Source organism: Oceanobacillus sp. FSL W7-1309 (genome assembly GCF_038002145.1).
Taxonomy (GTDB): domain Bacteria; phylum Bacillota; class Bacilli; order Bacillales; family Amphibacillaceae; genus Oceanobacillus; species Oceanobacillus profundus.
Map to the genome: position 1 here is coordinate 662,686 of NZ_JBBOBX010000001.1, position 25,184 is coordinate 687,869.

Consider the following 25,184-nt stretch of genomic DNA (forward strand, 5'->3'; position numbering starts at 1 on the left):
TCACTCCACCTCCTTTAAAAATGAATCACTTTATAAATTGCATCCGTTACACGTGCTGGTGTCGGGATATTATGTTCTTCCAGAGCCCAAAAAGGCACATGAACATCCGCACCAGTGACACGCTCAATTGGTGATTTCATATATAAAAATGAAGTATCATTTACAATCGAAATAATGTCATTTCCTAATCCCCCGGTTGCTGGAGCTTCATGAACAACGACACAGCGCCCGGTTTTCTGCACAGATTCGGCTATAATAGCTTTATCAATCGGATACAACGTGCGTAAATCAATGACGTCACAGCTAATCCCTTTATCTGCTGCCTGTTCGGCTGCCTTCATTGCAACGGGTACCATTGCCCCCCAGGCAATCACCGTTGCATCGTCTCCTTCTCGCAAATACTTCCCTTTTCCAATTTCAATTTCATATTTTTCTTCTGGAACGTCTCCTCTGACAGCACGGTATAATCTTAGTGGCTCAAGAAATAGTACCGGATCTGGGTCCTCTATTGCCGAAATAAGAAGTCCTTTTGCATCATGTGGATTAGATGGACAAACGACTTTTATCCCTGGCATATGGGTGAATAATGCTTCCATACTATCCGAATGGATTTCTGGAGCACGTACTCCTGCTCCATATGGTGCACGAATCACAAGTGGTACGGTAAAGGCACCTTTGGTACGGTAGCGCATTCTCGTCGCATGTGTCATAATTTGTTCGTATGCAGGGTAAATAAAACCTAAAAACTGAATTTCTGCTACTGGCAACAGTCCGTTTATTGCCATCCCAATCGAGGATCCGATGATTCCTGCTTCACTCAATGGTGTATCAAAAACCCTCTTTTCTCCAAACTCTTCCTGCAAGCCATCCGTTGCCCGAAAGACACCGCCATTTTTTCCAACATCTTCCCCTAATACCACGACTTCTTCTTTTTCGTTAAGCATGGTACGCATTCCATCAGTGATAGCTTGAATAAGCGTCAATTGTTTCGTTTTCGCTATCGTTATCATCTCATCTCACCCCTCGCAAATGGTTCATATATTCTTCCTTTTGCTGTTCAATCGTCCATGTCGGTTTTTCGAACATGTAATCATAAATATCATTCACATCCGCTGGTGGCATCGTCTCCAACTCTTTTACTGCCCTATCAATTTCTTCCTTTACTTCCTCTTTTAACTGTTCTACGACTGTTTCATCCCAATAACCGTGCGCTTTCATAAATAATTCTAATCTTGTAACCGGATCATTTTGACGGTGTTTTTCATTTTCTTCTTTTTGATTACGATACTTCGTCGGATCATCTGCAGTGGTATGGGCACCATACCTCCATGTTACGGCTTCAATTAAACTTGGTCCTTCCCCATTTCTCGCTCGTTCTAATGCTTTTTTTGTTTCAAAATAAGCTGCAAAAATGTCATTCCCATCAATTCGAATACCTGGGATTTCATAGGCAATTGACTTCTGAGCAATCGTCTTGGAATTCATTTGTCTCCAGATTGGAGTCGAAATGGCATATTGATTATTCTGATTAAAGAAGACAACAGGTGCTTGAAATACACTAGCAAAGTTTAATCCTTCATGAAAATCACCTTCTGAAGTTGCGCCATCTCCAAAATAAGCAATAACAGCTTGTGAAGAATTTTTATATTTATTTGCCATCGCTATTCCAGCTGCAAGTGGCAGCTGTGTTGCGATTGGAACAGAAGGTGGTAATATATTTTTTCCTTTAGGTGGAAGATTCCCTTCCACTCGTCCATTCCATGAAGATAAAATAGTATAAGATTTTCCAAAGCTAATACTTGCCGCATGATCTCGATATGTTGGCAACATCCAATCATCTTCATCGAGTGCTAGAGCACTTCCCACCTGTGCTGCTTCCTGCCCTTCAAAGCCTGGGTAAGTACCGAGCCTGCCCTGGCGCTGCAGGTTAATTGCCTTTTGGTCAAATGCCCGCATACAGATTAGCTGTCGGTAAAATTGCTGTGCTAATGCATGATCAATTTGATTAAGATATGATTTATCTATTAGTTCTCCATTTTGGTCCATGATTTGCACCATTGGAAATTCTTCCTGGATGTCTCTTTTCATGTCCATCACCTCTTTGACTCTTATTTTTAGATTCTATAAGTAAGCTTTTCGTTCACATAGGGTTTTAGATTATTTATATAAAATTAAATATTTATTCTCTTATATTCCATTTCGGTCTACGCTTGCGAGAATAAAAATTGTTTCGATTTCGCTGTTCATCCAATACGCTGCGTACTTTTCTATTTGCTGCTTCTACTGTTGTAATCGCATCCATTTCTGCTTGCTGATAAATATCATAAAGCGAACGGTAAATTGCTTTTGTCTTTACAAGTACTCGTTTAGAATTCGGACCATATAATTCATCCGCAACCTGAATTAGTCCTCCGGCATTAACAATATAATCCGGGGCATATAAAATTCCTTTTTCGTGAAGTGTTTTTGCGTGATTTAGAGTTTGGAGCTGATTGTTCGCTGAACCAACAATCGCTCTTACTTTTAGCTGACCAATGGTTTGGTCATTAATGATTGCCCCCATTGCACAAGGAATAAAGATATCTGCATTCGTATTATAAATAGCGTTACTCTCTACCTCATGGATTTCACCGTTTGTATCTTTTGCTTTTGTTTTAATCTGTCTCAACACATCTTGATTAAGGTCCGTGACATAGATTTGCGCTCCAGCTTCCAGTAATTGTTCGGCCACCTTATAACCGACTTTTCCTAATCCCTGAATGGCATATGTTCTGGTTCCTAAATCGTTATTTTTAAATAAGTATTCATTGGTTGCCTCTAAGGCATGAATCACTCCACGTGCGGTGGAAATAGAAGAATCTCCGCTGCCTCCATAAGCTTCTGGAATTCCGTTAATAAAATTGGTTTCCTTATATGCCTCCACAAAATCATCGGTTGTTGTTCCCATATCTGTACCTGTATAAAAACGTCCGTTCAAAGAATCAACAAATTGTCCGAATGCGCGGAATAGTGCAGGGGATTTATCTTTTTTGGGATCACCAATAATGACAGCCTTTCCTCCACCAAAATCAAGACCAGATGCTGCACACTTATAGGTCATTCCTTCTGACAATCGAAGAACATCCTCCAGTGCCTCATCAACACTTTCATATGGATACATCCTTGTTCCGCCCAATGCAGGACCGAGTGTCGTATCATGAATGGCTATAATTGCTTGAAGTCCCGTTGCCGGATCATTACAGAACATCACTTGTTCATGATTTGCTATTGTTTCAAATGTATTTTTCTCTATTGGTTTGACTATTTCAAGCTGTTTCAAGAAGACTACCTCCATTTATTTGTTTAACTGCAATTGTTCATTTAATTTGCTTTGCATCGTATTTTTTGGCAGAATTGCCTGCTTTACTTCCCCTTCACCAATGATACCGTTTTCATTTTTAGCAATAACCTTTGTTATCACTTGTTTTTCGGTAATACTTGTTACAACAGCTTCCATCTTAACTTTCGTACCTAGTGCTGATGGGGCGATATGCTTGAGTTTTACAGCTGCTCCTGCACTTTCTTCTTGTCCCCCCAGATAGGGAAGTAACAGATCTCTTGATACCCATTCCATATGATAGACCATGGAAGCGGTGGAATAAGCGGGATGTACTAATTCGTCGCCAAATTGAGCAAACATATCTTCCGTCACTACTATTTCAAGAACGGCCCAATCCCCAACTTTCAATCCTTCCTTCATTTCTTTCATCCTTTCCCCAAAGCCTTGAATGACAGCATATTTGTTTGAATAAGTCCATATAAGGTTAAAAAACATCTAACTTTTTACCATCTTTATTATTTTCAAAATATTACATTTCCAATTATATTCACCCGACAGTTAACTGTCAACCAAAAATAAATAATAAAATAAAAAATCTTAATCCATTTTTGATTGGATTAAGATTTGATATGCATCAAGACACCTTCCAGAGCCTTTTTAATATGGACACTCATTAGATTGGCTGCTTCTTCTTCATTCCCCTTAAGCATCCATTCATAAATTTGTTCATGGTCTTCAATAAAAGAAGGGTAAAACGATCCTCCGACCATACTCTTTCGCATATAATGCGTTTTTACTTTAATAACTTCAAGCAAATTAATCAGTTGGCCGTTGTTAGATGCTTCGGTAATAATTGTATGGAATTGCTGATCCAGCTGACCAAGTTCTGGAGAATCCGGTTTCACTTTTTTCGTTTCCTGTAAATTATGAGCTAAACTTTCCTTCACTTCATCGGTCAGATTCTTAATAGCAAGACGGATCGCTAACACTTCCAGACTTTCCCTGCACTGAAATATATCTACAACATCGTCAACTGTTGGCTCATACACCTTTACGAACCCATCATTATATATTAGTAAGCCATCCTGCGTTAACATACGAATCGCTTCTCTTACGGTTCCCCTGCTAGTCCCTAACGTACTTGCGACCTTAGCTTCTACGACACGTTCAGCAGGCTTTAAATTTCCTTCCATAATTGCTTCTTTAATCAAATGATAGGCTTGTAAATGCAAGGATTCTGACTTAATAATTTTACCCATCGTAACAGCTCCTTCTGCTAAACTACTCTGCATATATAAAATAGTTAATTGTAAGTGTTTACGTCTACTAATATAGCACAAAAATATGCTGGACGGATAGAAGTTGGATGTACACATTATCAGTTTATGATAAAAATTTGAGGACTACTGGAATTACAGACGCTACGTGATTGTATTCTATAAATCAACAAAAATGAGCTACATTCTCAGTAGCCCATTTTTTCACATTTTATCTATCGATTCCCCGATTCGAGATTTTAATTTCCCTCTCCACATCCAGTGTTAAAATGGTGTAGCGAACTAGCTTCTTTTGGATAATAGCAAACTAGCTTTTCTATTAAATTTCACCGACTGATTAGCCTTTTCATTTCCTTAGCTACAATTTTCGGATGAGCTGCCGCTGTTATCGCACTTCCAACAATAATGATATCTGGTTCCTCTTGAACAATTTCAAACAATGATTCCAAATTGATTCCCCCTGCAACCGCTATTTTAAAAGACGATTCCTTTACTAGAGAAAACAAATCAGTTGTAAAACCGCCTTCTGATTGCTTGTCTTTTCCAACATGGAGGCTAATGAGACTTACACCCAGCTGTTCAAGCTCTGTAATTCGGTCCTTTGAATGTACTTCGAGCAAATCAACCATTACCTGAGTCCCCATCTCTTCACCTGCCTGCAGCGTATCTTTTATCGTTAAGTCAGAAGCTAATGCCATAACTGTCATTATATCTGAGCCCGCTTTAAAGGCCTGGTATGCTTCATGCCTGCCCGCATCACATGTTTTCATATCTGAAAGAATCAGCTTATCTGGATAACGCGCTCGCATTTCCTTTACAATCGCCATGCCATATTCTTTGATAACACCCGTCCCTATTTCGATAATATCAATATATTCCTCTACTTCTTCTACCAGACGAAAACATTCATGTTCAGTAAGTCTGTCCAATGCTAATTGCAGTTTCATTATTTGTACCCCATTTCTATCGCTCGATACGTTCAATTTCACCGAGTTTGCCTTGAACATCTTCATAATATGGCAGTCCTTCATTATCGCCAACAACACCGACAACCATCGAACCGATCGTATTTGCAAACTGTAATGTTTTTTCAAGCGGCCACTTATTCAGGATTCCATAAAGCACACCCGCATTGAATCCATCTCCAGCTCCTACCGTATCAGCAACCTTGTTCGCTTTAACAGGAGGTGCTTCCACAATTTCCTCATTGTAATAGCCGACAGATCCATTTTCACCTTGCTTTACAGCTATATAGGAAATCCCCATCTCCTTCGTCTTTTCAATAATTGCTTTGGGATCCTTTTCACCAATAATAATATCCATCTCTTCATCCCCTGCTAACAAGATGTCAACATGGGGGAGGATTTCAGCTAACACACGACTTGCTTCTTCCTTGCTCCACATCCGAAGTCTTATATTTGGATCAAAAGAAATTAATAGATTGTTCTTCTTCGCTAGTTCGATTGCTTTATGGATAACGTCAATATGAATTTCACCAATTGCCGGATAAATCCCTGTTATATGGAGGATCTTTGCCTCTTCAAAATAGCCTTCATCCAAATCTTCCGGATGCATTGCTAATGTTGGAGATTTATCACGATAATAAAACGTTCGGACATTTCCATCTTCCATAATTTCTTTAAAATTTAACGATGTGGGATATCCATCCACTAATTTGACCTGTGACATATCTATTCCTTCGCCACGGGCAAAATTATAAATATATTTGCCAAATTCATCATTGCCTAATCTGCTAATATAACCAGCTTTCAGTCCTAAGCGCGAGCAGCCGATTGCTAGGTTCAGCTCTGCTCCACCAACCTTTTTCTCAAACATATTTACGTACTTCATTGGTCCTGTTGATTGCGGGCTAAATGCAATCATTGCTTCACCAATTGTAATCACATCATTCATTTTTAGCTGCCTCCTCTTGACATTTACCTTTCTAAAATGTCAATCCTTCCTTCTCTTGCAATGATCACATTATGAGCCATTTGTGGAAACAAACCTGTTTCGACGACTCCTGTGATGTGTTTCAATTTCTCATGCAGTGCTTGTGGATCTTCAATACTGGCAAACTTACAATCTACAATATAATTTCCGTTATCGGATATGAATGGTTGACCATCTCTTTTTCTCAATACTGGAGTACATCCAAATGCGGCGATTTGTTCTGTTGTCACCTCAAACCCAAATGGCAATACTTCAACTGGGAGGGGGGAGTCTCCTAATTTAGATACAGCCTTTGATGAATCCACAATAATAATAAGCCTATCAGCTGCTTGATCAACAATTTTTTCTCTGACAAGTGACCCGCCACCACCTTTTAAAAGGTGGAGGTTCGGATCCACTTCATCAGCTCCGTCAATTGCGATATCAATCTTTGTCGTATTAGAAAAATCAGTCAGTGGAATTCCTAATTGTTTCGCAAATCGTTCTGTTTTTAACGAAGAAGGTATACCTTTGATTGTAAGTCCTTCTTTAATACGTTCAGCAAGCTTTTCAAGCATGAAATTGACAGTGGAGCCGGAACCGAGTCCGACCGTCATCCCATCTTTTATATATTGTATAGATGCTTCAGCAGCCATCTGTTTATCTTCCATCATTATCTCTCCTAACAGGGCTTTAACTTTTGCTAAAATAATCCAGGATTAATCATTTTCGGTATAAAAAATGCGATTTCCGGGAAGAAGGCAACAAACAGCAACACGACCAAAATAATTGCAATGTACGGGATTACTGCTATAAACGACCTTTCAATGGACATGTTCCCAATCTTCGCAGCAAGCAATAAACATAGCCCATATGGTGGTGTAATCAATCCAATTGCCAATGTAATAACGACAATCAATCCCAAATGAACGGGCTCAATCCCAAACTGCAATGCTGTCGGAAGAATGACAGGTACAAATAAAATCATTGCTGGAATCGCATCCATAAACGTCCCAACAAACAAGAAAAATGCAATCACGATGATAATAAATAACCACTCTGTTCCAACATTATTCGTAAAGAACTCCTGTGCAAGCGTTCCGAGCTGGTAATAACTCATTAATTCTCCAAGCGCACTTGCTGCTGCTAGGGCAAACAAGGATAAGGAGCTTAATGCAAGGGTATCCATTAAAATACCTGGTAAATCTTTTACGCGTAATGTTTTATAGTAAAACATACATACAAGCAGTGTATATAATGAAGCAACTGCCGCAGCTTCTGTAGCAGTAAAGAAGCCTGTAATAATCCCTCCAATAATAATGATCGGAGTGAGCAGTGCTGGAATAGCCTCCACCAATAATTTCATAAATTTCTTAACCTCAACACGCGCATCCCTTGGGTAATTCCGTTTAATTGCCATGAAGTAAACGAAAACCATCATTCCTAAGCCAATTAAAATTCCTGGTATGATTCCACCAAGGAACAATGCTCCAATTGATGCATTGGTCAGACCTGCAAAAATAATCATTGGGATACTTGGCGGTATAACCACTCCAACTGTTGATGATGCTGCCGTTACCCCAACGGCCGTTTCCTTATCATAGCCTTTTCGGAGCATACTTGGAATCAGTATTTTCCCAACCCCAGCGGTGTCTGCCTGTGCTGCACCTGAAACACCGGCAAACATCATGGATACAAGGATATTGGCATGTGCAAGTCCTCCACGAATTGGTCCAACAATTGCTAAAGCAAGATTGATCAGTTTTTCAGAGATTTTACCGGAGTTCATTAAATTTGCAGCTAATATAAACAATGGAACCGCAAGCAGCACAAATGAATCCAGTCCATTAACCATGGACATTGGCACGGTAGCTTCAGGTGTGTAAGGGATTCCAAAAATACCGAGCAATGCGACTATCCCGATAACAAACGCTATTGGAACACCGATGAGCATTAACACAAGAAATAAACCAATTAATAAAAATCCCATCACTCACTTACCTCCTTCACTTTAGCTGCCTGGACATGATCAATTAGGTGGGACACGGAATAAATAATCATCGTTCCTGCCATTAATGGAATAGCAATCCAAACATATCCCATCTTCATTTCTGGTATCGTTGCCCATGTATAATTCCAAAATTCTGTTACAACTTGCAAACCGAGCAATAATATACAACTATTAAAAACAATTAGAACTAAATCATTGAATATACTTAAGGACATTCTTTTTTTTCCGTTCAATTTTCGGATTAAGAAATCAAAATTAAAATGTTCTCTGCGATTCACCATTACTGCAGCACCCATAAAGATTCCCCAAATAAAGGAATAATTCGCTACCTCTTCTGTCCAAATAACGGATATACCAAGGTGTCTGGTTACGATTTGCAGCATAATGATGAGAAAGAATATACATAGAAATGTGACACCGGTGATAATCTGTACTTTTTCAAGTACGTTTACGAAACGTTTCATGATAGGACCTCCTTCGATTATTTACTCTAGTTCTCTTATCTTTTGCAGTAATTCTTCCGCTTCAATTTCTTTTACAAAGTCATCCAAGATTGGCCGGGCAATTTCAATAAATGGTTCTCTATCAATCTCATTGATGATTGCTCCATCATCTATGGCCTTTTCCTTATATTCAATATCCTGTGCATTCGTTGCTTCACGTTCAGCAACTACAGATTGTTCAGCTGCATCTAAAATAATTTCTTGATATTCTTCTGGGAAGTTATCAAATTTTTCACCATTGAATAAGACAAGTCTTGTTGTATAATCATGAGCTGTTTCCGTTATATACTTACCATTGGAAGTAGTGTGATGTGCTTGTTGCACAAAAAATGGGTAAGCGTTTTCGGAAGAGTCAACAACATCCTGCTGCAAGCCTTGATACAACTCGCCCCATGAGATAGATGAAGGAATTGCACCAGTCTTCTGCCAGAAATCAGATATAACTCCAGATGTTTGCGTTCTTAGAGAAACTCCCTTCAAATCATCTACGGATTCCAAAGGAACTTTTCCATAGAAATGTCTAACCCCCGCTGACCAATAGCCTAATAGTTTAAAAGAGTTATTGGATTTTTCATTAATGATAGCTGCCATCTCTTCTCCAACTTCTCCATCTACTGCTCTTAACCAGTGATCATAGCTATTAAACAAATATGGGGCAGAAAAAATATCCACTTCTCGAATTCCCGTTTGTGTCATTAGACCTGGTGAAACAACAACAAGGTCAGCCGCCCCGAGCTGCAGCTTTTCAATTAGCTGTGATTCTTCCGTACCAATTGTACCGGCATGCACTTCTACCTCAATTTTCCCATCTGATTTTTCTTCAACAACTTCTTTAAACTTCAGCAAACCGACCTGGTATGGATTATCAGGCGATGTCTGATTATGAGCTGTAATCAATTTAATTTTTCCATCGTCCTCTGCCTCTACGTCATCCGTATTACAGCCAGCCAATAGAGCAGCAATGGATATAAAAATAATCATAATAAAAGTATAGTTACGATTTTTCATGTGATAAGCCTCCTTATAAATATTGATATTTATCTTTCAAGCTCATTTACCTTTTCTACATACGCTCTTGCCGTTTGTATTAAATGAAGGTAATCTTCATCTGTCTTTAGTTGTTTTACATTTACAAGATTGCTTCCAATTCCAACTGCTGTACTTCCTTTGGAAAGGTATTCATTTATGTTTTCAAGTGTAATTCCACCAGTAACCATTGCCTTCACATGCGGTAATGGACCGAGGATATTTTTTACATAATTTGGTCCGAATGCATCTGCCGGGAAAATTTTAACCATTTGGGCACCGCTTTCATAAGCGGTCAAAATTTCTGTTGGCGTCAGGACTCCAGGTATATTTAAAATTCCATAGCGATTTGTTAACTTTAACGTTTCGAGATTCAGTGTTGGGGATACGATAAATTTCGCTCCCGCCATAATGACAGATCTTGCTGTTTCTGGATCAAGTACTGTTCCAGCACCGATATTTATTTTATCCCCTACTTGTTTGACAGCGGTATCAATTACTTGCAAAACATTTGGAGTTTCTGCAGTAATCTCGACTGAGTAGACCCCCCCTTCGTATAAAGCATTAAGAATCGGAACAATGTTGTTCACATCTGCTTTTCGAATAACAGCTACTATTTTATGTTGCTGAATTTGTTCTACTAAATTCATTTACGAACACTCCCTATTATTCTAGATTTGTATGTTTTTGATTTAAGCTTGCATGGCTGTTTCTATCTGGCTTATTTTCCAGAAGGTATACAACAATTGCATCAAGCAGCAAATGTGCCGACTGATCAAATTGATTTCCAAGCGGCTGGATGGTAGGTGGTTCAGAGTCCAGACGTTTCTTTGTTGCTGCTGGAATGGTAAGGAGATAATCACTTATGCTTCCTATCTTCGAATCTTTATTTGTTGTTACTAATGCAACTGTGGCATCAATCTCTTTTGCTTTCTCAGCATAATTTATAAGTGAACTGGTACTTCCTGATCCCGAGATAATGAGCAGTAAATCATCCGAACCGATACTTGGCGTTATCGTCTCACCAATAACATATACTGGATAGCCGCTATGCATTAATCGCATAGCTATTACTTTGCCAATTAGTCCTGATCGTCCTGTTCCCGCTATAAATATCCGACTGGCACGATCAATTTCCTCTGCAAGTTTCATTGATTCATTGAAATCGGTTTTTTCCAATACTTCCTTCACTTCTAATGCAACAGTGTTAATTATATTTTTCACGGCTGATCAACCTTTCTTTAACAAGATTCTCTTACGATTAGCTCTGGTTTAAAACGATATACTTTCGCATCGGCAGATACATTTTTGTCACGCATCAAATCAAAAAGAACTTCCGCTGCCTTTTTTCCCATTTCAAATGCCGGCTGGGCTATTGTTGTCAGTGCTGGATTATAAATGCCTGCAAAAGATACATCATCGACATTGATTAATGCCAAATCTTCTGGTATCCGCAGCTGTTCTTCTTTTGTGTACGTTAATATTTCAATTAACGTACGATCATTTATTGCAAGTATTGCAGTTGGAGGCACAGGCAAACACATCATTTGCTTTAATTTCCTGTGCATTTCCTCTATCTCTCCACTTTGAATATAATCTGGATTAAACTGGATGCCATAGTTCTCTAATGCCTTTTTATACCCTTCCATACGTTCAAATCTTGGCGTAACGTTTTGCGTTAATGGAGGAGAAACCACTCCTATACGCTCATGTCCCTTTTTTATAAATTCATCAACCGCTAAAAATGCTGCTTGTTCATTATCCAGTAAAATCGTATTAATGGTAATCCCAGGAATCAATCTATCCATAAAAACTACTGGGTAATTTTCTTCTATTATTCCTTTGTATAACTCAACGTTTTCTCCAGTAGGAAAGGCAATGATCCCATCCACCTGTTTTGCTCGAAGCATCTCAATGTACCGTTTTTCTTTAACCGGGTCATCATCTGCGTTACAAACAATAACGTGGAAATCTTTTTCATTACAAAAATCTTCAATAGCTCGGATAACTTGTGTGGAAAACACATGTAAAATATTCGCTACAATAACACCAATTGTTGTGGAAGATTTTTGCTTCAAACCCCTTGCCAAAATATTGGGACTGTACTTTAACTCAGCAATTGCCTTTTCAATCCGTTCTTTTGTTTGCTCCCCCATATAGTCGAAGCGCTGGTTCAGATATTGAGATACTGTACTTTTTGATACGTTTGCATGTTTTGCAACATCAGCTATTGTCGTCTTTTTCATCTGTTTGCTCCTAAAATTCATTACTAAATCGATTTAGTAAACCGATTTAGTAAAAGTATATAATAGTTGTAAGCGTTTTACAAGGGGTTATTTTTATTTTATTAGAATATAATTAAATTGATCGGATAATCTTAATCCATGTGATTTCCATCACAGAAAAAACGAACAACCTCATTTATCATAAAGATAGATTGATAAATAGGAGGTCATATTATGAATTCATTTACAGTTGAGCATACACCAGCAGAAATCGTGAAGGTTTTTCCAAAAGCGAGTGATTTATTCAAGAAACGACGTATCGACTTTTGCTGTGGTGGAGATCGCCCATTAGGTACAGTATTTACTGAAAAAAACATGGATGAAGTAGCCGTTCTATCAGAATTGAATACAGCATTTGAAATCTGGAGTAAAGAAGATCATGAAGTTATCGATTGGGACCGGGTGCCACTTTCCGAATTAGTAGATCATATTGTCCACAAACACCATGCTTATTTAAATGAAGAACTTTCTCCATTAGGACAGTTTGTAACCAAAATTTTTCGTGTACATGGAGATGCTCATCCCCATCTTCAAGAACTGCACAGATTATATAATGATTTTAAAGTGGATATGGAAGCACATATGGTCAAAGAAGAAAATGAAGTATTTCCGTTGGTTAAGGAATATGAAAAAAATCCAAGTCAAGAGCTTGCAGAGCAGATTCATATAGCGAATGGTGGTTTAGAGGATGAGCACGAATCACAGGGGAACATTTTAAAAAGAATGCGAGAAATTACAAATGATTTCCTCCCTCCGGCTGGAGCTTGCAATTCCTATCAAATAACGTATGCACGATTAGCTGAGTTAGAAACAGATACATTCCAGCACGTTCACTTAGAAAATAATGTACTGTTTAAACGGATTAAATCATAAAATTTGAGATCGGAAGTGATTGACTTCCGATCTCTTTTTTTTCATGTGTACCCAATAAAACTACTAGAAGTCATGTTTTTAGTCTACCCTTTAAAAGAGTGGCCGATAAACGTTTGAAGTTTAAAAAAGTGTTCTGCACTTCTGAAGAATTCTTTGAAGGTCATATTCATGTAGAGATCCAATTCTTTTGATCAATGATGATCGAGGTACCGCATGAATCTTTGTCGTGCGAGCAACTGAAAGGTGTCGTAATCCGGCTTCTTTCCAATAATGAATGATTACATCGAACTCATTTCTTGGTTCACTACTTGTTATAGGAGAAATAATTATGTCAATATCAATCGTGATACCCCGACCTACTATAACAATTGGTCGATGCTTAAATTGCTCCTGCATTTTAAAGTATACCTTTGCTAGCCATACATCACCCTGACTATATATCGGATTCATATTCCTCATCCTTTTCATTTAGCCAGAAATCATAGTTTTCATCTGCTACAAACACTTCATGCTTAGTAAAATACTTTTCATGAAGCTTTTTTAATACATGCTTTTTCGTTTCTTTAGGCAATTTTTCAATTTCCTCAATAATCTTCTCTTCCGCAGACACTTTATCCTTTTCCTCCTTACTAAAGTAAATTTTACACTTTTAATTGTACTGTAGTCATTATATTCCTGCAATGACTGAACGATAAAAGTTACCATACACGCTCACGGACAAAACAAGAAACACCCACAACCACTGATATCAGTAGTAATGAGTGTATTTTCATTTTATATTCCCTGTCAATAGTGTATTTATAAGTGCATTACCTTCACTTCATATACCTGTACTTCAACAAACTATTCAACATATTAATTTCCTGTATCAGCTTTTCGCCAACATTCGTTTCGGACACCTTTTTCCTCTCTAGCTCTTTATCTACTAATCGTCTTACAGACAGCACATCATTACCATTTCGCAAAACATCTTCCTTCGAGCTAAAATGCTGATGGGCAACCAATTGCATGCCGAACGAATTATATAGTAATGTATAACCCGCAATTCCTGTTGTTGGTTGATAAGCCTTTGAAAAGCCGCCGTCAATGACAATCATTTTACCATTTGCTTTGATCGGATTTTCTCCGTCAATCTCCTTCACTGGTGTATGGCCATTGATAATATGACCTTGATCTGGATCAAGATCAAATTCTTCTAAAATCCTTCTGCAAATCTCCTCCTTTTCTCGCAAATAATAATATGGGTTCTTTCTCTCTTTGTGTGTAGCCTTATCCTTAATAAAGTACCTTTCAAAGGTAGTCATTTCCCTTTTCCCAAAAAGGGAGGAATATTCTCCAGTCCATAAATACCAAACCATATCCGTTGCAAGGTCATCGGTTACCTCGCGGTTTGCAAAAGAATATCGCAAATATTGCTCGAAAATATCAAGTAGCTCACGACCTGCATATGCTTTATTTTCAATAACCATTTTTTCCATATTCCCGTTTTCATCTATCGGCATGCAGCCATGTATTAATAAATTCCCATTATATCTTAAATAAAGTGTGCCTTTTTTCATTAAAAATTCCATATGCCTTGCTAGTTTTTCTGAATGCTGGACAGAAAATAATAGCTTATCCATTACTTGTTTTTCTTCCTCCAATAATTCATCAGGCTGGTCTGGATTAATGGTTGCAAAACAAGTATTTTCCAAGGAATAGGTGTTTCCTTGAATCGTAATTTCATTGTTTTCATAATCGATTTTTTCTAGTAAAAGCCTTTTCGACATATTAAAGTAACTACGTCGTTTTATGATTGGCATCTCGAGTTTAAACTGAATCATTGCGATTGCTTGATGTATTTTGGTGATTTGTAATTGTTCTTCTGCGGATTGCTGTTTATTGGAATGTCTTTTTGGTCTGAATGCAGGATTGTCCTCATAGTACTTCTCTGCAAGATTCAAAAGTGGTCTAAGATTGATGCCATACACATCTTCAATAATATCCAAATTGTCATACCGCGCACAGATCCGGAGTATATTAGCTAGACAAACCTTCGACCCTGAAAAAGCACCAATCCATAGTACATCGTGATTTCCCCACTGTATATCCAGGGAATGATAATTGATAAGCGCTTCCATGATTTTATCTGGTTCAGGACCACGGTCATAAATGTCCCCCACTACATGAAGATGGTCGACAACTAACTGTTGCGTCGTATAGGCAAGACCTATAATGAGTTTATCCGCCTGACCAAGTGAAATTACTTTTTGGACAATCTTGGAATAGTAATGCTTTTTATTTGTATATTCATCAGTTTTGTAAAGCAACTCTTCTATGATATATACAAATTGCTTCGGTAATGCTTTACGTAACTTGGATCGAGTGTATTTAGAAGACGCATAGGGAATGAGCCGAATGATCTGATCAATCGTTTTGGAATACCATGCATTTAATTCTTGATTATTGTCAAATTGATCCCGTATTAATTGCAGTTTTTCTTCCGGATAATAGACTAATGTCGCGAATTCATTAATTTCTTCTTCCGATAATTCATGTTTAAAAATATCCCTGATTTTTTCCTTCACTTTACCGGAACCATTTCGTAATACATGCTGAAAGGCTTGGTACTCCCCATGTAAGTCACTTACAAAGTGCTCTGTTCCTTTTGGTAAATCGAGGATGGCCTCCAGATTAATAATCTCTGTAACTACTTTTTCTTCACTATCATATTTCTGTGCCAATAAGTCTAAGAATTTCTCCTTCAACATATCCATCCCCTCTTGAAGTCATTTTATGTAGATATAAGCTATTGCAACTACTATACCAAAAAGACTAGCAGAAATGAATTGCTAGTCTTTGGTTTATCCGTTTTATTTCGTTTATCTCTTAATTATAATGGATACCATTTCCCATCCACGCTGCTGCGGTTTCAAACAATGCTTCTGAAACGGTCGGATGCGGGAAAACCATACTTTCAATTTCCTCTACCGTACCTTCTAAATGCATAAACGCAGTACTTGCACTAATCATCTCTGTTACATGAGCACCAACCATCACAACACCAAGAATTTCACCGTATTTTTCATCTGCAATTATTTTCATGAAGCCATTGTTTTCATTGGCAGTAATTGCTTTTCCATTGGCAGCAAGATCGACTTTTTTAACTTTAACCTGATATCCTGCTTTTTTTGCTTCCGTTTCTGTTAAACCTACACTTGCAATTTCCGGGAATGAATAGACACAACGCGGGATAATTGCTTCTCCATGAACTTCCTGTCCTACGATATGTTTAACAGCCCTGATTCCTTCTTCACTTGCAGCATGCGCTAACTGGTAGCCTCCAACTAAATCACCAATCGCATAAATTCCAGAGATTGACGTTTCCATGGATTGATTTATATCTACAAATTTCCCTTCAAACGCAATAGGAAGGTCTTCGATTCCTGTTACGTTTGGTTCCCTTCCAACTGCAACTAAAACGTTATCTGTTTCAATCATTTGTTTCTTCGAATTTTTTTCCATCTCCACAATTGTTTTTCCGTTATTCGGTTTAAACCCGGTAATCTTCGTTCCTGTATGAATGGAGATGCCGCTTTTTTTCAATTGCTTTGTTAGAAATTTCGTTGCATCTTCGTCTTCATTCGGGATGATACTTTCAGCCATCTCGACAACTTCTACCTCTGTACCCAAGCGATTAAAAATACACCCAATTTCTAATCCAATTACACCTCCACCTACAATAACCAGCTTAGATGGGACCTCTTCAATATCAAAAATCGTGTCACTTGTATGGTAAGAAACTTCATCTAAACCAGGTAACGGAGGTACAAATGGTTTGGATCCAGTTGCAAGTATAATATTTTCTGCTAGAATGGTCGTATTTTCATTAGCTAAAGAAATAATTATTGTTTTATTTTCTGATACGACGCCATAGCCTTCGAAAACCTTAATTTTGTTTTGTTTCAGCAATCCTTTGATTCCATTTTTCAACGTGTTTACAACCGTATTTTTTCTTTTTACCATTGCTTCAATCGAATAGGAAACATCATTTACGGTGATGCCAAACGCTTGTGCATTCTTAATTTGATCTAGTACTTCCGCATGTTTTAATAGTGTCTTCGATGGGATACATCCTCTATTCAAACATGTCCCACCTAAATCTCTTCCCTCAACTAAAGCGACATTTAGTCCTTGCTTTGCTGCACGAATGGCTGCTACATAACCGCCAGGTCCACCACCAACGATTGCTACATCAAACTTTTGCATTGCTCCCAGCCCCCTATACCAATAATGTCCATGGATTTTCTAAACGTTCTTTTAGCTCTGTTAAGAAGGCTGCAGCAGGTGCACCATCAATTGCTCGGTGATCAAAAGAAAGACTTAATACCATCATTGGTCGCACTTCAACAACGTGATCAATCACTACGGCTTTCTCTACGATTCTGCCAACACCTAGAATTGCTGTTTCTGGTGCATTAATAATTGGAGTAAAGCCATCTATTGCATACATTCCTAAGTTACTTATCGTAAACGTACTTCCTCGCATTTCATCTGGTGTCAGTTTGTTATTTCTCGCTTTCGTCCCAAGCCCTTTACTTAGCGTTGTTAATTCTGCCAGACCTGCTTTGTCAACGTTTGGTACAGAAGGAACAATCAATCCATCTTCAACAGCAACTGCCAATCCTAGATTAATTGCTTGATTCATAACAATTTCATTATCAATAAGGGATGCATTCACTCTTGGATGATTTTTCAGTACACTTGCAGTAGCTTTCATAATAATTTCTGTATAGGATACCCGATAGCCAGTTTGCGCTTCGATTGTTGGCAGTAATGCCTTACGTACCTCGATGGCTTTTGACATATCGACATCTGTTGTTAACGTTACATGTGGAATAGAGCGTGCACTTTGTAACATCTTATCCGCAACAGCTTTACGAAGACCTTTTAATTTGATTCGTTCCAGCTCTCCTGTTTCTTGAGCTGAAGTATTTTGCTGACCTAACACATCTTGTTTAACGACCTTCCCTCTCGCACCTGTTCCCTGAATAGAATCAGGGTCAATGCCTTGGTCTGCTGCAATTTTCGCTGCTAGAGGGGTTACAAGTTTACTAGAATCCGTGTTTAGTGCTGCTATGACATCTTGTTCATGGATACGACCATTTGAACCTGTTCCTTGAATGATTTCTATGGACAGGTTATTTTCTCGAGCTACCCTTCTTGCTGCAGGAGTAGCCCGTACTTTACTGATTGATGCTCCACTCGTTGCAGCTTCCTCCTGTGAAACTGCTTTTTCTGCTGCAGTCTCTTCTTCCACCTGTTCCTCATTACTTGCTGCTGGCGGATTATCTGGTGCCTTATCATTTGCCTCCCCGATGAATGCGACAATCTCATTTACCGGAACTTCATCTTCCACATCATAATATTTTTTCAGCAAAATTCCTTCTTCATAGGACTCTACTTCTATATTGATTTTGTCCGTCATGATTTCAAATAAAGGTTCTCCTACTTCAACGGACTCTCCTTCTTCTTTAAACCATTCAAGTAAGGTACCAACTTCCATCGTACTACTTAATTTCGGCATAAATACTTCTTTTAACATGTCCGCTCCCCCTTACTTGGCCACAGCTTTTTTCGTTAACGTTTCTTTTACAGCATTTACAATATCCGGTACCTGCGGAATGGCGGCTTTTTCTAATTCTGGATTATATGGAATCGGTGTTTCTACACCGCCTAATCGCTTGATTGGTGCATCTAAATAGTCAAATGCTTCACTTTCAGCAATCATACTGGCAATTTCTCCTCCAAATCCACCACGTTTTACCGCTTCATGCACGACAACGAGATGCCCTGTTTTTGCAACTGATTCGATAATCGTTTCTGTATCTAATGGAACAAGGGTACGCGGATCAACAACTTCGACACTGATTCCTTCTTTTTCTAGCTCCGCTGCTGCTTCTAGTGCTTTATGAACCATAATAGCAGTAGCAACAATTGTAATATCTGTTCCTTCACGCTTCACTTCTGCTTTTCCTAATGGAATGCTGTATTCCTCTTCCGGCACTTCCGAGCTTGTTTTATATAATAGTTTATGTTCATAAAAAATAACTGGGTTATCATCATCCATGGCTGCTTTCAGTAACCCTTTCGCATCATATGCAGTTGATGGCTGTACTACCTTTAATCCCGGAATATGGGTAACCCAAGCTTCTAAACTTTGTGAATGCTGTGCTGCTGCTCCTGTTCCAGAGCCACTTGGTGTTCGAACAACCATTGGAACTTTTCCTTTTCCACCGTACATATAACGTAATTTCGCAGCTTGGTTTACAATCTGATCCAGTGCAATTGTGATAAAATCCGAAAACTGTAATTCCATAATCGGGCGCATTCCCGTTAATGCAGAACCTACTGCTGCACCTGCTATTCCTGCTTCACTAATCGGTGTATTACGGATACGTTCCGGACCAAATTCCTCAATCATTCCACGTGATACACCAAATGCTCCACCATAAACACCAATATCCTCACCCATTAAAAACACATCGTCGTTTTTACGCATTTCAATACTCATTGCTTCTCTGACAGCTTCTAAATAAGTTATCTCTCTCATTAAAATCCCCTCCTATGCATATACATCCGTTAATAATTCATCCAGTGACGGCATTGGACTATTCTGCGCAAATTCAACTGCATCATCCATCTCTTGCTTAGCTGCTTTCTTCAGTGTTTCTAACTCATCTTCCGTTGCAATTCCAGCTTCCACCAAGTCTTCCTTGAATCGTTTGATTGGATCCCGATTATCTCTCCAATCCTTTTCTTCATCACGTGTACGATATTTTTTTGCATCACTTTTCGAATGGCCCTTCCAGCGATAAGTTTTTGCTTCTATTAATGTTGGTCCTTCTCCAAGACGCGCACGTTCTGTCGCCTCATAGGTAGCATTGATGACTTCGATAATATCGTTTCCATCAATAACAACGCCGGGAATACCATATGCAGCAGCACGATCTGCAATATTCTCCACATTTGTCATTTCACTTACGTTACCAGACATGCCATACTGATTATTTTCACAGAAAAACACGACTGGCAAATCCCAAATCGAAGCCATATTGATCGCTTCATGAAAACTTCCTTCATTCGACGCACCATCACCAAAGAAACAAACCGTTACATAGTCCAGCTTCTTCATATGTGCTGTAAGCGCCGAACCAACAGCTAAAGGTATTCCACCACCGACAATCCCCATTGCTCCAAGGTTACCTTTATCCAAGTCCGCAATGTGCATGGAACCGCCTTTTCCTTTACAATATCCAGTCGTTCTTCCGAATAATTCTGCCATCATCTTATCGACACGGCCGCCTTTTGCAATACTATGACCATGTCCTCTGTGTGTACTTGTAATTTTATCCTCATCGGAAAGCAATGCACATGCACCTGCAGCAGTTGCTTCCTGCCCAACAGCCAAGTGAGTTGTTCCATGAATCATTCCTTTTGCGAAGAATTGATCTACTTGTTCATCAAAGTAGCGAATTAACCACATTTGTTTGTAAAGCCCTTTCAATTTTTCATTTGATAGTTCTGGAACGAGTTTTAATGTTTTGGTTTGTTCCATTCTGTTCACTCTCCCTTTGTTTTTATGATAAAAATGTTCTTCCGCCGTCAATTAGCAGCACCTGTCCTTGTATATAATCGGACTCTTTAGAAGCCAGGAAATTTATCGCATTCGTTGTATCAGACAACGTTCCAATTTTTCTTACGGGTATTTTCTGTACTAATTTCTCCAAGCTCTCTTCTGTCGGGTATAGCCGATCAAGCATTTCGGTTTGAATTACCCTTGGTGCAACAAGATTAATTTTTATTCCTAAGTGACTGTACTTACTGGCAATAGATCTCATTAAGCCAAACGCTCCACCTTTTGATGCTGCATAATGAACACCACCGCCAGTTCCAGTAATAGCTGATCCTGATCCGATGATAATGATATTACCGCCTTTATGATGCAGCATTTCTGGGATTACAGCTTTTACAGCGTAGAATAATCCTGTTAAATTTACGGAAATTGTTTTTTTCCACGTCGGGAAGGTCAGCTCTTCAAAAGATTTAGATACCGTAATGCCTGCAGAATGTACAAGCGTATCTATTCTTCCAAACTGTTTGATCACCTTTTTTATTATTCCCTTCGTATTCTCCCAATCGGTTACATCATGCTGAAAAAAAGTTGCTTCTTTACCTTTTAAAGCTAATTCATTAACTAATGATTCTCCAGCCTCTTTATTTAGATCTGTAAATATTACAGAATCTCCCCTAGCCGCTCTATTTTTCACATAATCCTTTCCAATTCCCGCCGCTCCGCCAATAACCAAGATTGCTTTTTTCTGCTCCATATATTCACCCCATTTTAATAGCCATTCTTAAGCTAGTGTTTTTCCACCATCTAATAGAATCGTTTGCCCATTCATATAGCTCGCCATCGGTGTTGTTAGCATTAATATGGTATTGGCAATTTCGCTTGCTGTTACTTTGCGCCCCAATGGAATAGAATCACTTGTGTCATATTTCCCAACACTTACAGCATTGACTCTAATGTTACTTGACGCTAACTCTCTGGATAGGGCCTTATTCATGGATTCTAATGCACTCTTACTAGCAGCATAGGCAGTATCACCATTCCCCCCATCTATCGCACTCGTTGAGGAGACGTTAATGATTACTCCATCATTTTGTTTTTCCATCAATGGAGTTATCATTTTTATTAATTGAAAAGGTACATCCAAATTAATAAACATTACGTTCTCCCATTCCTCAGGGGTTATATCTATAATTTCCTTTCCTGTATCCGTTTCCAAATTATTAATAATAATATCAATTTGATGTAAATCTGGTAATCCTTGAAGAAATGAACTATTTTCAAGATTCACTGGACCTATATCATTACTAGAAGATCCATCTTTATATTTTAAAATAAATATGCTTTCATCCTCTGGGGCCGTTCTGCTTAAAAACAATATCTTTGCCCCTGCTTCTGTATATAACCGAATAATTTCTTTGCCTACTTGATGATCGCCATCAAAAACAAATACTACCTTGTTCTGTAAATCAAATTGAATCATCTCCAACCTCCTTTACATTTGTTCTTAGTAGTTACATTTGTATAAAATATAACTTATGAATAGCATTTTGTCAACATTCAAGTGACATATGTTCTTATCGTAATCAAAAATACACCTCTCTGCAAATGGAAGAGAGGTGGTATTATTTATGTCCTAAATGAACCGTGTTCAATGAATTCCTTTAGCTATTATTTAATGGAAAAGTTCAACTACTTTATAAATGACATAATGAATTAAGTTACCTGCTTGGTCAATACTTGAAACCATGGTAGCTCCCTCAGGCATATTAAACTCTGCTTTCACCGCCATATCAGTATATATCACAGCTAAGTCTGTCGCCATGTAGAGTGACATAGCAATTACAATGGTTCCTGCAATAACGGAGTGAACAATATTTCCGCGCGCAGCACCTACGATAAATGCAACAATAAACGGAATCGTTGCCAAGTCTCCAAACGGAAGTAATGCGTTACCAGGTAAAATCACTGCTAATACGACTGTTATTGGAACAAGAATCAATGCTGTTGAAATTACTGCGGGATTACCTAGAGCCACAGCTGCATCAAGTCCAATATAAATCTCTCTATCTCCAAATCGCTTATTTAACCATTCCCGTGCTGATTCCGATACTGGCATTAATCCTTCCATTAAAATTTTTACCATTCGCGGCATCAAAACCATTACCGCTGCCATGGACATACCGATTTCAATAATATCACCCACACTATATCCAGCTAATGCACCAATCCCTGCTCCAAGTACGAGTCCAATGAAAATCGATTCTCCTAAAATACCAAATCTTTTCTGAATTGAATCTGGATCTGCATCCCAATCCTTTAACCCAGGGATTTTTTGAAGCAGCTTTACGATTGGAATACCAATCGGGACGTAAGAAAGTGTTGTTGCAGTAGTTAACGACACACCTGGCATTTCATAATAATCAGCAACCATTGGAGCTAAGCGATCAGCCATCACTAGTGTGATAACTTGGAAGATAATCGCTGCGGCAAGGCTTATCCAAACGTTTCCAGTTAGTGCATAAACCATTGCTGCCATAAATGCATAGTGCCAAAAATTCCAAATATCAACATTCATCGTTTTGGTTGTTTTTGTAACCAGCATAACAACATTTACAGCTAACCCTAAAGGAATGATAAATGCTGAAAGCGGGGATGCCCAAGCAATAGATGAAGCTGCTGGCCAACCAATATCAATAACATTTAAGTTAACCCCTAATCGTTCTACCATCCCTTGTGCCGCAGGACCAAGGTTTAAAACAAGCAAATCTATCACTAAGAATATACCTACAAAAGCAACTCCAATAGTTAAACCTGAACGAAATGCTTTTCCAGGCTTTTGTCCAAAAAATAAGCCAAGCAAAAAGATTGCTACTGGTAGAATTACGGTAGCACCTAAATCTAAGAAACCTTGTATAAAATCTACGAATCCTTGCATGTTGTTTCCCCCTTGAGTGAAAAATATAATTCTATTTAATTTAAATTTGCTTACCAATCTTCATATGCTTTTTCATCAATACCTCCTTAGTTAAGCGAATTTCATTTGTTCTCATCGATTTATTATGTAAGTTAGAACTCCCTCCCAAAACGATCCTATTTTTTGATATCGCTTACATTAACTGCATTACTAACCGGTATGAAAGTAAATCCACTATTAACAGTTGCTTAATAATTCTATCTTATCACCAATAATATCGATTTTGTATTCGCTTTCATCACAACTTAATGTCATATCTTTGTATAATATCATGATTAACATTCGTAACCACTCAGAACAATTGATTAATTTATACATAAATTGAATCTAATTTTTTGTAGCAACAAATAAATGCATCCCTTTTCTATAAGAAAAAGGGATGCATTTATTTTAATTATCTAATAAAGCTTGTGCAGTACGATCGTCTGTTATAAGAACATTTAAACATCCACCAACAAGAGCTGCTTCTATACTTTCCAGTTTATGTGAACCTTCAACAATGCCAATTACTTCAGGTATTTTCTTTATCTCTTCTATATTTAAACCGATAAAACGATCATTTAAGGGGTGATCTATCTCCATTCCAACTTCATTAAAAAAGCAAGATCCGATATTACCTACTGCTCCTGCCTTTTTTAATGAAGTTAAATCACTTTCCTTTAAATATCCCATCACTTCTAAAGTTGAATCTTTAAATGGATTTCCTATCCCTACGACAGCCATATCAACTTTTCGGCCTTCTTCTAATACCATAGCGATATCTTTTGTATGAACGAGCATCTCTTTTAAATCGTCACTTTCAACCATTGCTGGTGCATAAAGATACATGCAGGATGTATTCATTTTTTGCGCTAAATTAAACGCAAGCTGATTGGAGTGTAAATGAACATAATTGTTACCCATTCCACCAATAATTGGTACAATACGAATATGAGCATTTCGTTCATATGGATATTCTTCAACCAAAGATAAAAGTGTACTTCCCCAAGAAATACCTATGTTTTTAATATTCTTTAGGTTTTTACTAATATAGGATGCTCCTGCTTTTCCAAGCTGCCTCTTAGCCATTTCCTGTGTAAAACCTGCAGTAGAGACAACAATAACTTCTTTTAATCCAAACTTCTTCTCAAGCTGCTGTTCTAAATCAATCGTATGAATTGTCTCGTCTTTGATATAGATTTCCACGATTCCTTCTTTTTTTGCAGCATTTAACAGTTTTGAAATGACAGGTCTGGAAACATTATGTTTTTTTGCGATTTGGGCTTGAGTCCAACCTTCAAAATAATATAACTTAGCTATCTTCACCATTAAACGTCGTTCTTCCCAATCTAACATAAAACCGCTCTTTTCTTTTTAAAAATTATATTTG

General features: G+C 38.1%; 26 protein-coding genes. 1 reads left to right on the forward strand and 25 read right to left on the reverse strand.

Annotated elements, in window-relative coordinates; translation table 11 throughout:
* Positions 1–14 precede the first annotated feature (14 nt).
* The 14 genes from NST46_RS03020 to NST46_RS03085 all read right to left on the reverse strand — a co-directional run bounded on the left by NST46_RS03020 (position 15) and on the right by NST46_RS03085 (position 12,314).
* Positions 15–1,010, reverse strand: a complete 996-nt coding sequence (locus tag NST46_RS03020; RefSeq protein WP_095308077.1) for an alpha-ketoacid dehydrogenase subunit beta — start codon at positions 1,008–1,010, stop codon at positions 15–17.
* Position 1,011: 1 nt separating this feature from the next.
* On the reverse strand, positions 1,012–2,088 hold the full coding sequence (gene pdhA / locus NST46_RS03025; protein WP_251661123.1) for a pyruvate dehydrogenase (acetyl-transferring) E1 component subunit alpha: 1,077 nt from the start codon (positions 2,086–2,088) through the stop codon (positions 1,012–1,014).
* A gap of 91 nt (positions 2,089–2,179) precedes the next feature.
* Entirely contained in the window at positions 2,180–3,319 is a 1,140-nt protein-coding gene (locus tag NST46_RS03030) for a Leu/Phe/Val dehydrogenase (protein WP_341136754.1), read from the reverse strand.
* A 15-nt stretch (positions 3,320–3,334) separates the two neighbouring features.
* Positions 3,335–3,739 carry a thioesterase family protein gene (locus NST46_RS03035; protein ID WP_095308127.1) on the reverse strand — a complete coding sequence of 135 codons (405 nt, stop codon included), beginning with the start codon at positions 3,737–3,739 and terminating at the stop codon, positions 3,335–3,337.
* Positions 3,740–3,936: 197 nt separating this feature from the next.
* Positions 3,937–4,578 (reverse strand): GntR family transcriptional regulator, encoded by a 642-nt coding sequence (locus tag NST46_RS03040; protein WP_251661125.1) that lies wholly within the window; start codon positions 4,576–4,578, stop codon positions 3,937–3,939.
* Positions 4,579–4,922: 344 nt separating this feature from the next.
* Positions 4,923–5,543 carry a 3-hexulose-6-phosphate synthase gene (hxlA, locus tag NST46_RS03045; RefSeq protein WP_341136755.1) on the reverse strand — a complete coding sequence of 207 codons (621 nt, stop codon included), beginning with the start codon at positions 5,541–5,543 and terminating at the stop codon, positions 4,923–4,925.
* A gap of 16 nt (positions 5,544–5,559) precedes the next feature.
* Entirely contained in the window at positions 5,560–6,510 is a 951-nt protein-coding gene (locus tag NST46_RS03050) for a sugar kinase (protein ID WP_251661129.1), read from the reverse strand.
* 23 nt (positions 6,511–6,533) lie between these two features.
* On the reverse strand, positions 6,534–7,199 hold the full coding sequence (gene rpiA, locus NST46_RS03055) for a ribose-5-phosphate isomerase RpiA (RefSeq protein ID WP_341136756.1): 666 nt from the start codon (positions 7,197–7,199) through the stop codon (positions 6,534–6,536).
* Positions 7,200–7,231: 32 nt separating this feature from the next.
* Positions 7,232–8,518 (reverse strand): TRAP transporter large permease, encoded by a 1,287-nt coding sequence (locus NST46_RS03060; protein WP_095308065.1) that lies wholly within the window; start codon positions 8,516–8,518, stop codon positions 7,232–7,234.
* Positions 8,518–9,003 (reverse strand): TRAP transporter small permease, encoded by a 486-nt coding sequence (locus tag NST46_RS03065; RefSeq protein ID WP_303449855.1) that lies wholly within the window; start codon positions 9,001–9,003, stop codon positions 8,518–8,520. Before NST46_RS03065 ends, NST46_RS03060 begins: the two co-directional genes overlap by 1 nt.
* 21 nt (positions 9,004–9,024) lie before the next feature.
* Entirely contained in the window at positions 9,025–10,050 is a 1,026-nt protein-coding gene (locus NST46_RS03070; protein ID WP_251661134.1) for a TRAP transporter substrate-binding protein, read from the reverse strand.
* A 29-nt stretch (positions 10,051–10,079) separates the two neighbouring features.
* Complete coding sequence (locus tag NST46_RS03075) at positions 10,080–10,718, reverse strand: bifunctional 4-hydroxy-2-oxoglutarate aldolase/2-dehydro-3-deoxy-phosphogluconate aldolase (RefSeq protein WP_341136757.1); 639 nt, start codon at positions 10,716–10,718, stop codon at positions 10,080–10,082.
* A 16-nt stretch (positions 10,719–10,734) separates the two neighbouring features.
* Positions 10,735–11,292, reverse strand: coding sequence for a 6-phospho-3-hexuloisomerase (gene hxlB / locus NST46_RS03080; protein ID WP_095308058.1), 558 nt, complete (start codon positions 11,290–11,292; stop codon positions 10,735–10,737).
* A 17-nt stretch (positions 11,293–11,309) separates the two neighbouring features.
* The gene (locus tag NST46_RS03085; protein ID WP_095308056.1) at positions 11,310–12,314 is read right to left on the reverse strand and encodes a LacI family DNA-binding transcriptional regulator; all 1,005 of its coding nucleotides are present in this window, start codon (positions 12,312–12,314) and stop codon (positions 11,310–11,312) included.
* 213 nt (positions 12,315–12,527) lie between these two features.
* Between NST46_RS03085 and ric the strand changes: the two genes are divergently transcribed.
* A complete protein-coding gene (ric, locus tag NST46_RS03090; RefSeq protein ID WP_341136758.1) occupies positions 12,528–13,226 on the forward strand; it encodes an iron-sulfur cluster repair di-iron protein in 699 nt (232 codons plus the stop codon).
* A 120-nt stretch (positions 13,227–13,346) separates the two neighbouring features.
* Here ric and NST46_RS03095 read toward each other — a convergent pair whose 3' ends face one another.
* The 11 genes from NST46_RS03095 to NST46_RS03145 form a co-directional block, all read right to left on the reverse strand.
* Positions 13,347–13,676: a type II toxin-antitoxin system PemK/MazF family toxin gene (locus NST46_RS03095; protein ID WP_341136759.1), complete on the reverse strand. Its 330-nt coding sequence runs from the start codon at positions 13,674–13,676 to the stop codon at positions 13,347–13,349.
* On the reverse strand, positions 13,660–13,836 hold the full coding sequence (locus tag NST46_RS03100; protein ID WP_158586190.1) for a hypothetical protein: 177 nt from the start codon (positions 13,834–13,836) through the stop codon (positions 13,660–13,662). The genes NST46_RS03095 and NST46_RS03100 overlap by 17 nt, the downstream gene beginning before the upstream one ends.
* A 205-nt stretch (positions 13,837–14,041) precedes the next feature.
* Entirely contained in the window at positions 14,042–15,973 is a 1,932-nt protein-coding gene (locus NST46_RS03105) for a fructose-1,6-bisphosphatase (protein ID WP_341137314.1), read from the reverse strand.
* Between the two features lie 121 nt (positions 15,974–16,094).
* Positions 16,095–17,474: a dihydrolipoyl dehydrogenase gene (lpdA, locus tag NST46_RS03110; RefSeq protein WP_341136760.1), complete on the reverse strand. Its 1,380-nt coding sequence runs from the start codon at positions 17,472–17,474 to the stop codon at positions 16,095–16,097.
* Between the two features lie 13 nt (positions 17,475–17,487).
* Positions 17,488–18,810, reverse strand: coding sequence for a dihydrolipoamide acetyltransferase family protein (locus NST46_RS03115; protein WP_251661142.1), 1,323 nt, complete (start codon positions 18,808–18,810; stop codon positions 17,488–17,490).
* Between the two features lie 12 nt (positions 18,811–18,822).
* Positions 18,823–19,818, reverse strand: a complete 996-nt coding sequence (locus NST46_RS03120; protein WP_095308045.1) for an alpha-ketoacid dehydrogenase subunit beta — start codon at positions 19,816–19,818, stop codon at positions 18,823–18,825.
* A 12-nt stretch (positions 19,819–19,830) separates the two neighbouring features.
* On the reverse strand, positions 19,831–20,823 hold the full coding sequence (locus tag NST46_RS03125) for a thiamine pyrophosphate-dependent dehydrogenase E1 component subunit alpha (protein WP_095308043.1): 993 nt from the start codon (positions 20,821–20,823) through the stop codon (positions 19,831–19,833).
* Positions 20,824–20,845: 22 nt separating this feature from the next.
* The gene (locus tag NST46_RS03130) at positions 20,846–21,595 is read right to left on the reverse strand and encodes an SDR family NAD(P)-dependent oxidoreductase (RefSeq protein WP_341136761.1); all 750 of its coding nucleotides are present in this window, start codon (positions 21,593–21,595) and stop codon (positions 20,846–20,848) included.
* Positions 21,596–21,622: 27 nt separating this feature from the next.
* The gene (locus NST46_RS03135; RefSeq protein WP_251661147.1) at positions 21,623–22,321 is read right to left on the reverse strand and encodes an SDR family NAD(P)-dependent oxidoreductase; all 699 of its coding nucleotides are present in this window, start codon (positions 22,319–22,321) and stop codon (positions 21,623–21,625) included.
* 192 nt (positions 22,322–22,513) lie between these two features.
* The gene (locus NST46_RS03140) at positions 22,514–23,776 is read right to left on the reverse strand and encodes a PTS galactitol transporter subunit IIC (RefSeq protein WP_095308037.1); all 1,263 of its coding nucleotides are present in this window, start codon (positions 23,774–23,776) and stop codon (positions 22,514–22,516) included.
* 429 nt (positions 23,777–24,205) lie between these two features.
* Positions 24,206–25,150, reverse strand: coding sequence for a sugar-binding transcriptional regulator (locus tag NST46_RS03145; protein ID WP_095308035.1), 945 nt, complete (start codon positions 25,148–25,150; stop codon positions 24,206–24,208).
* Between the last annotated feature and the right edge of the window lie 34 nt (positions 25,151–25,184).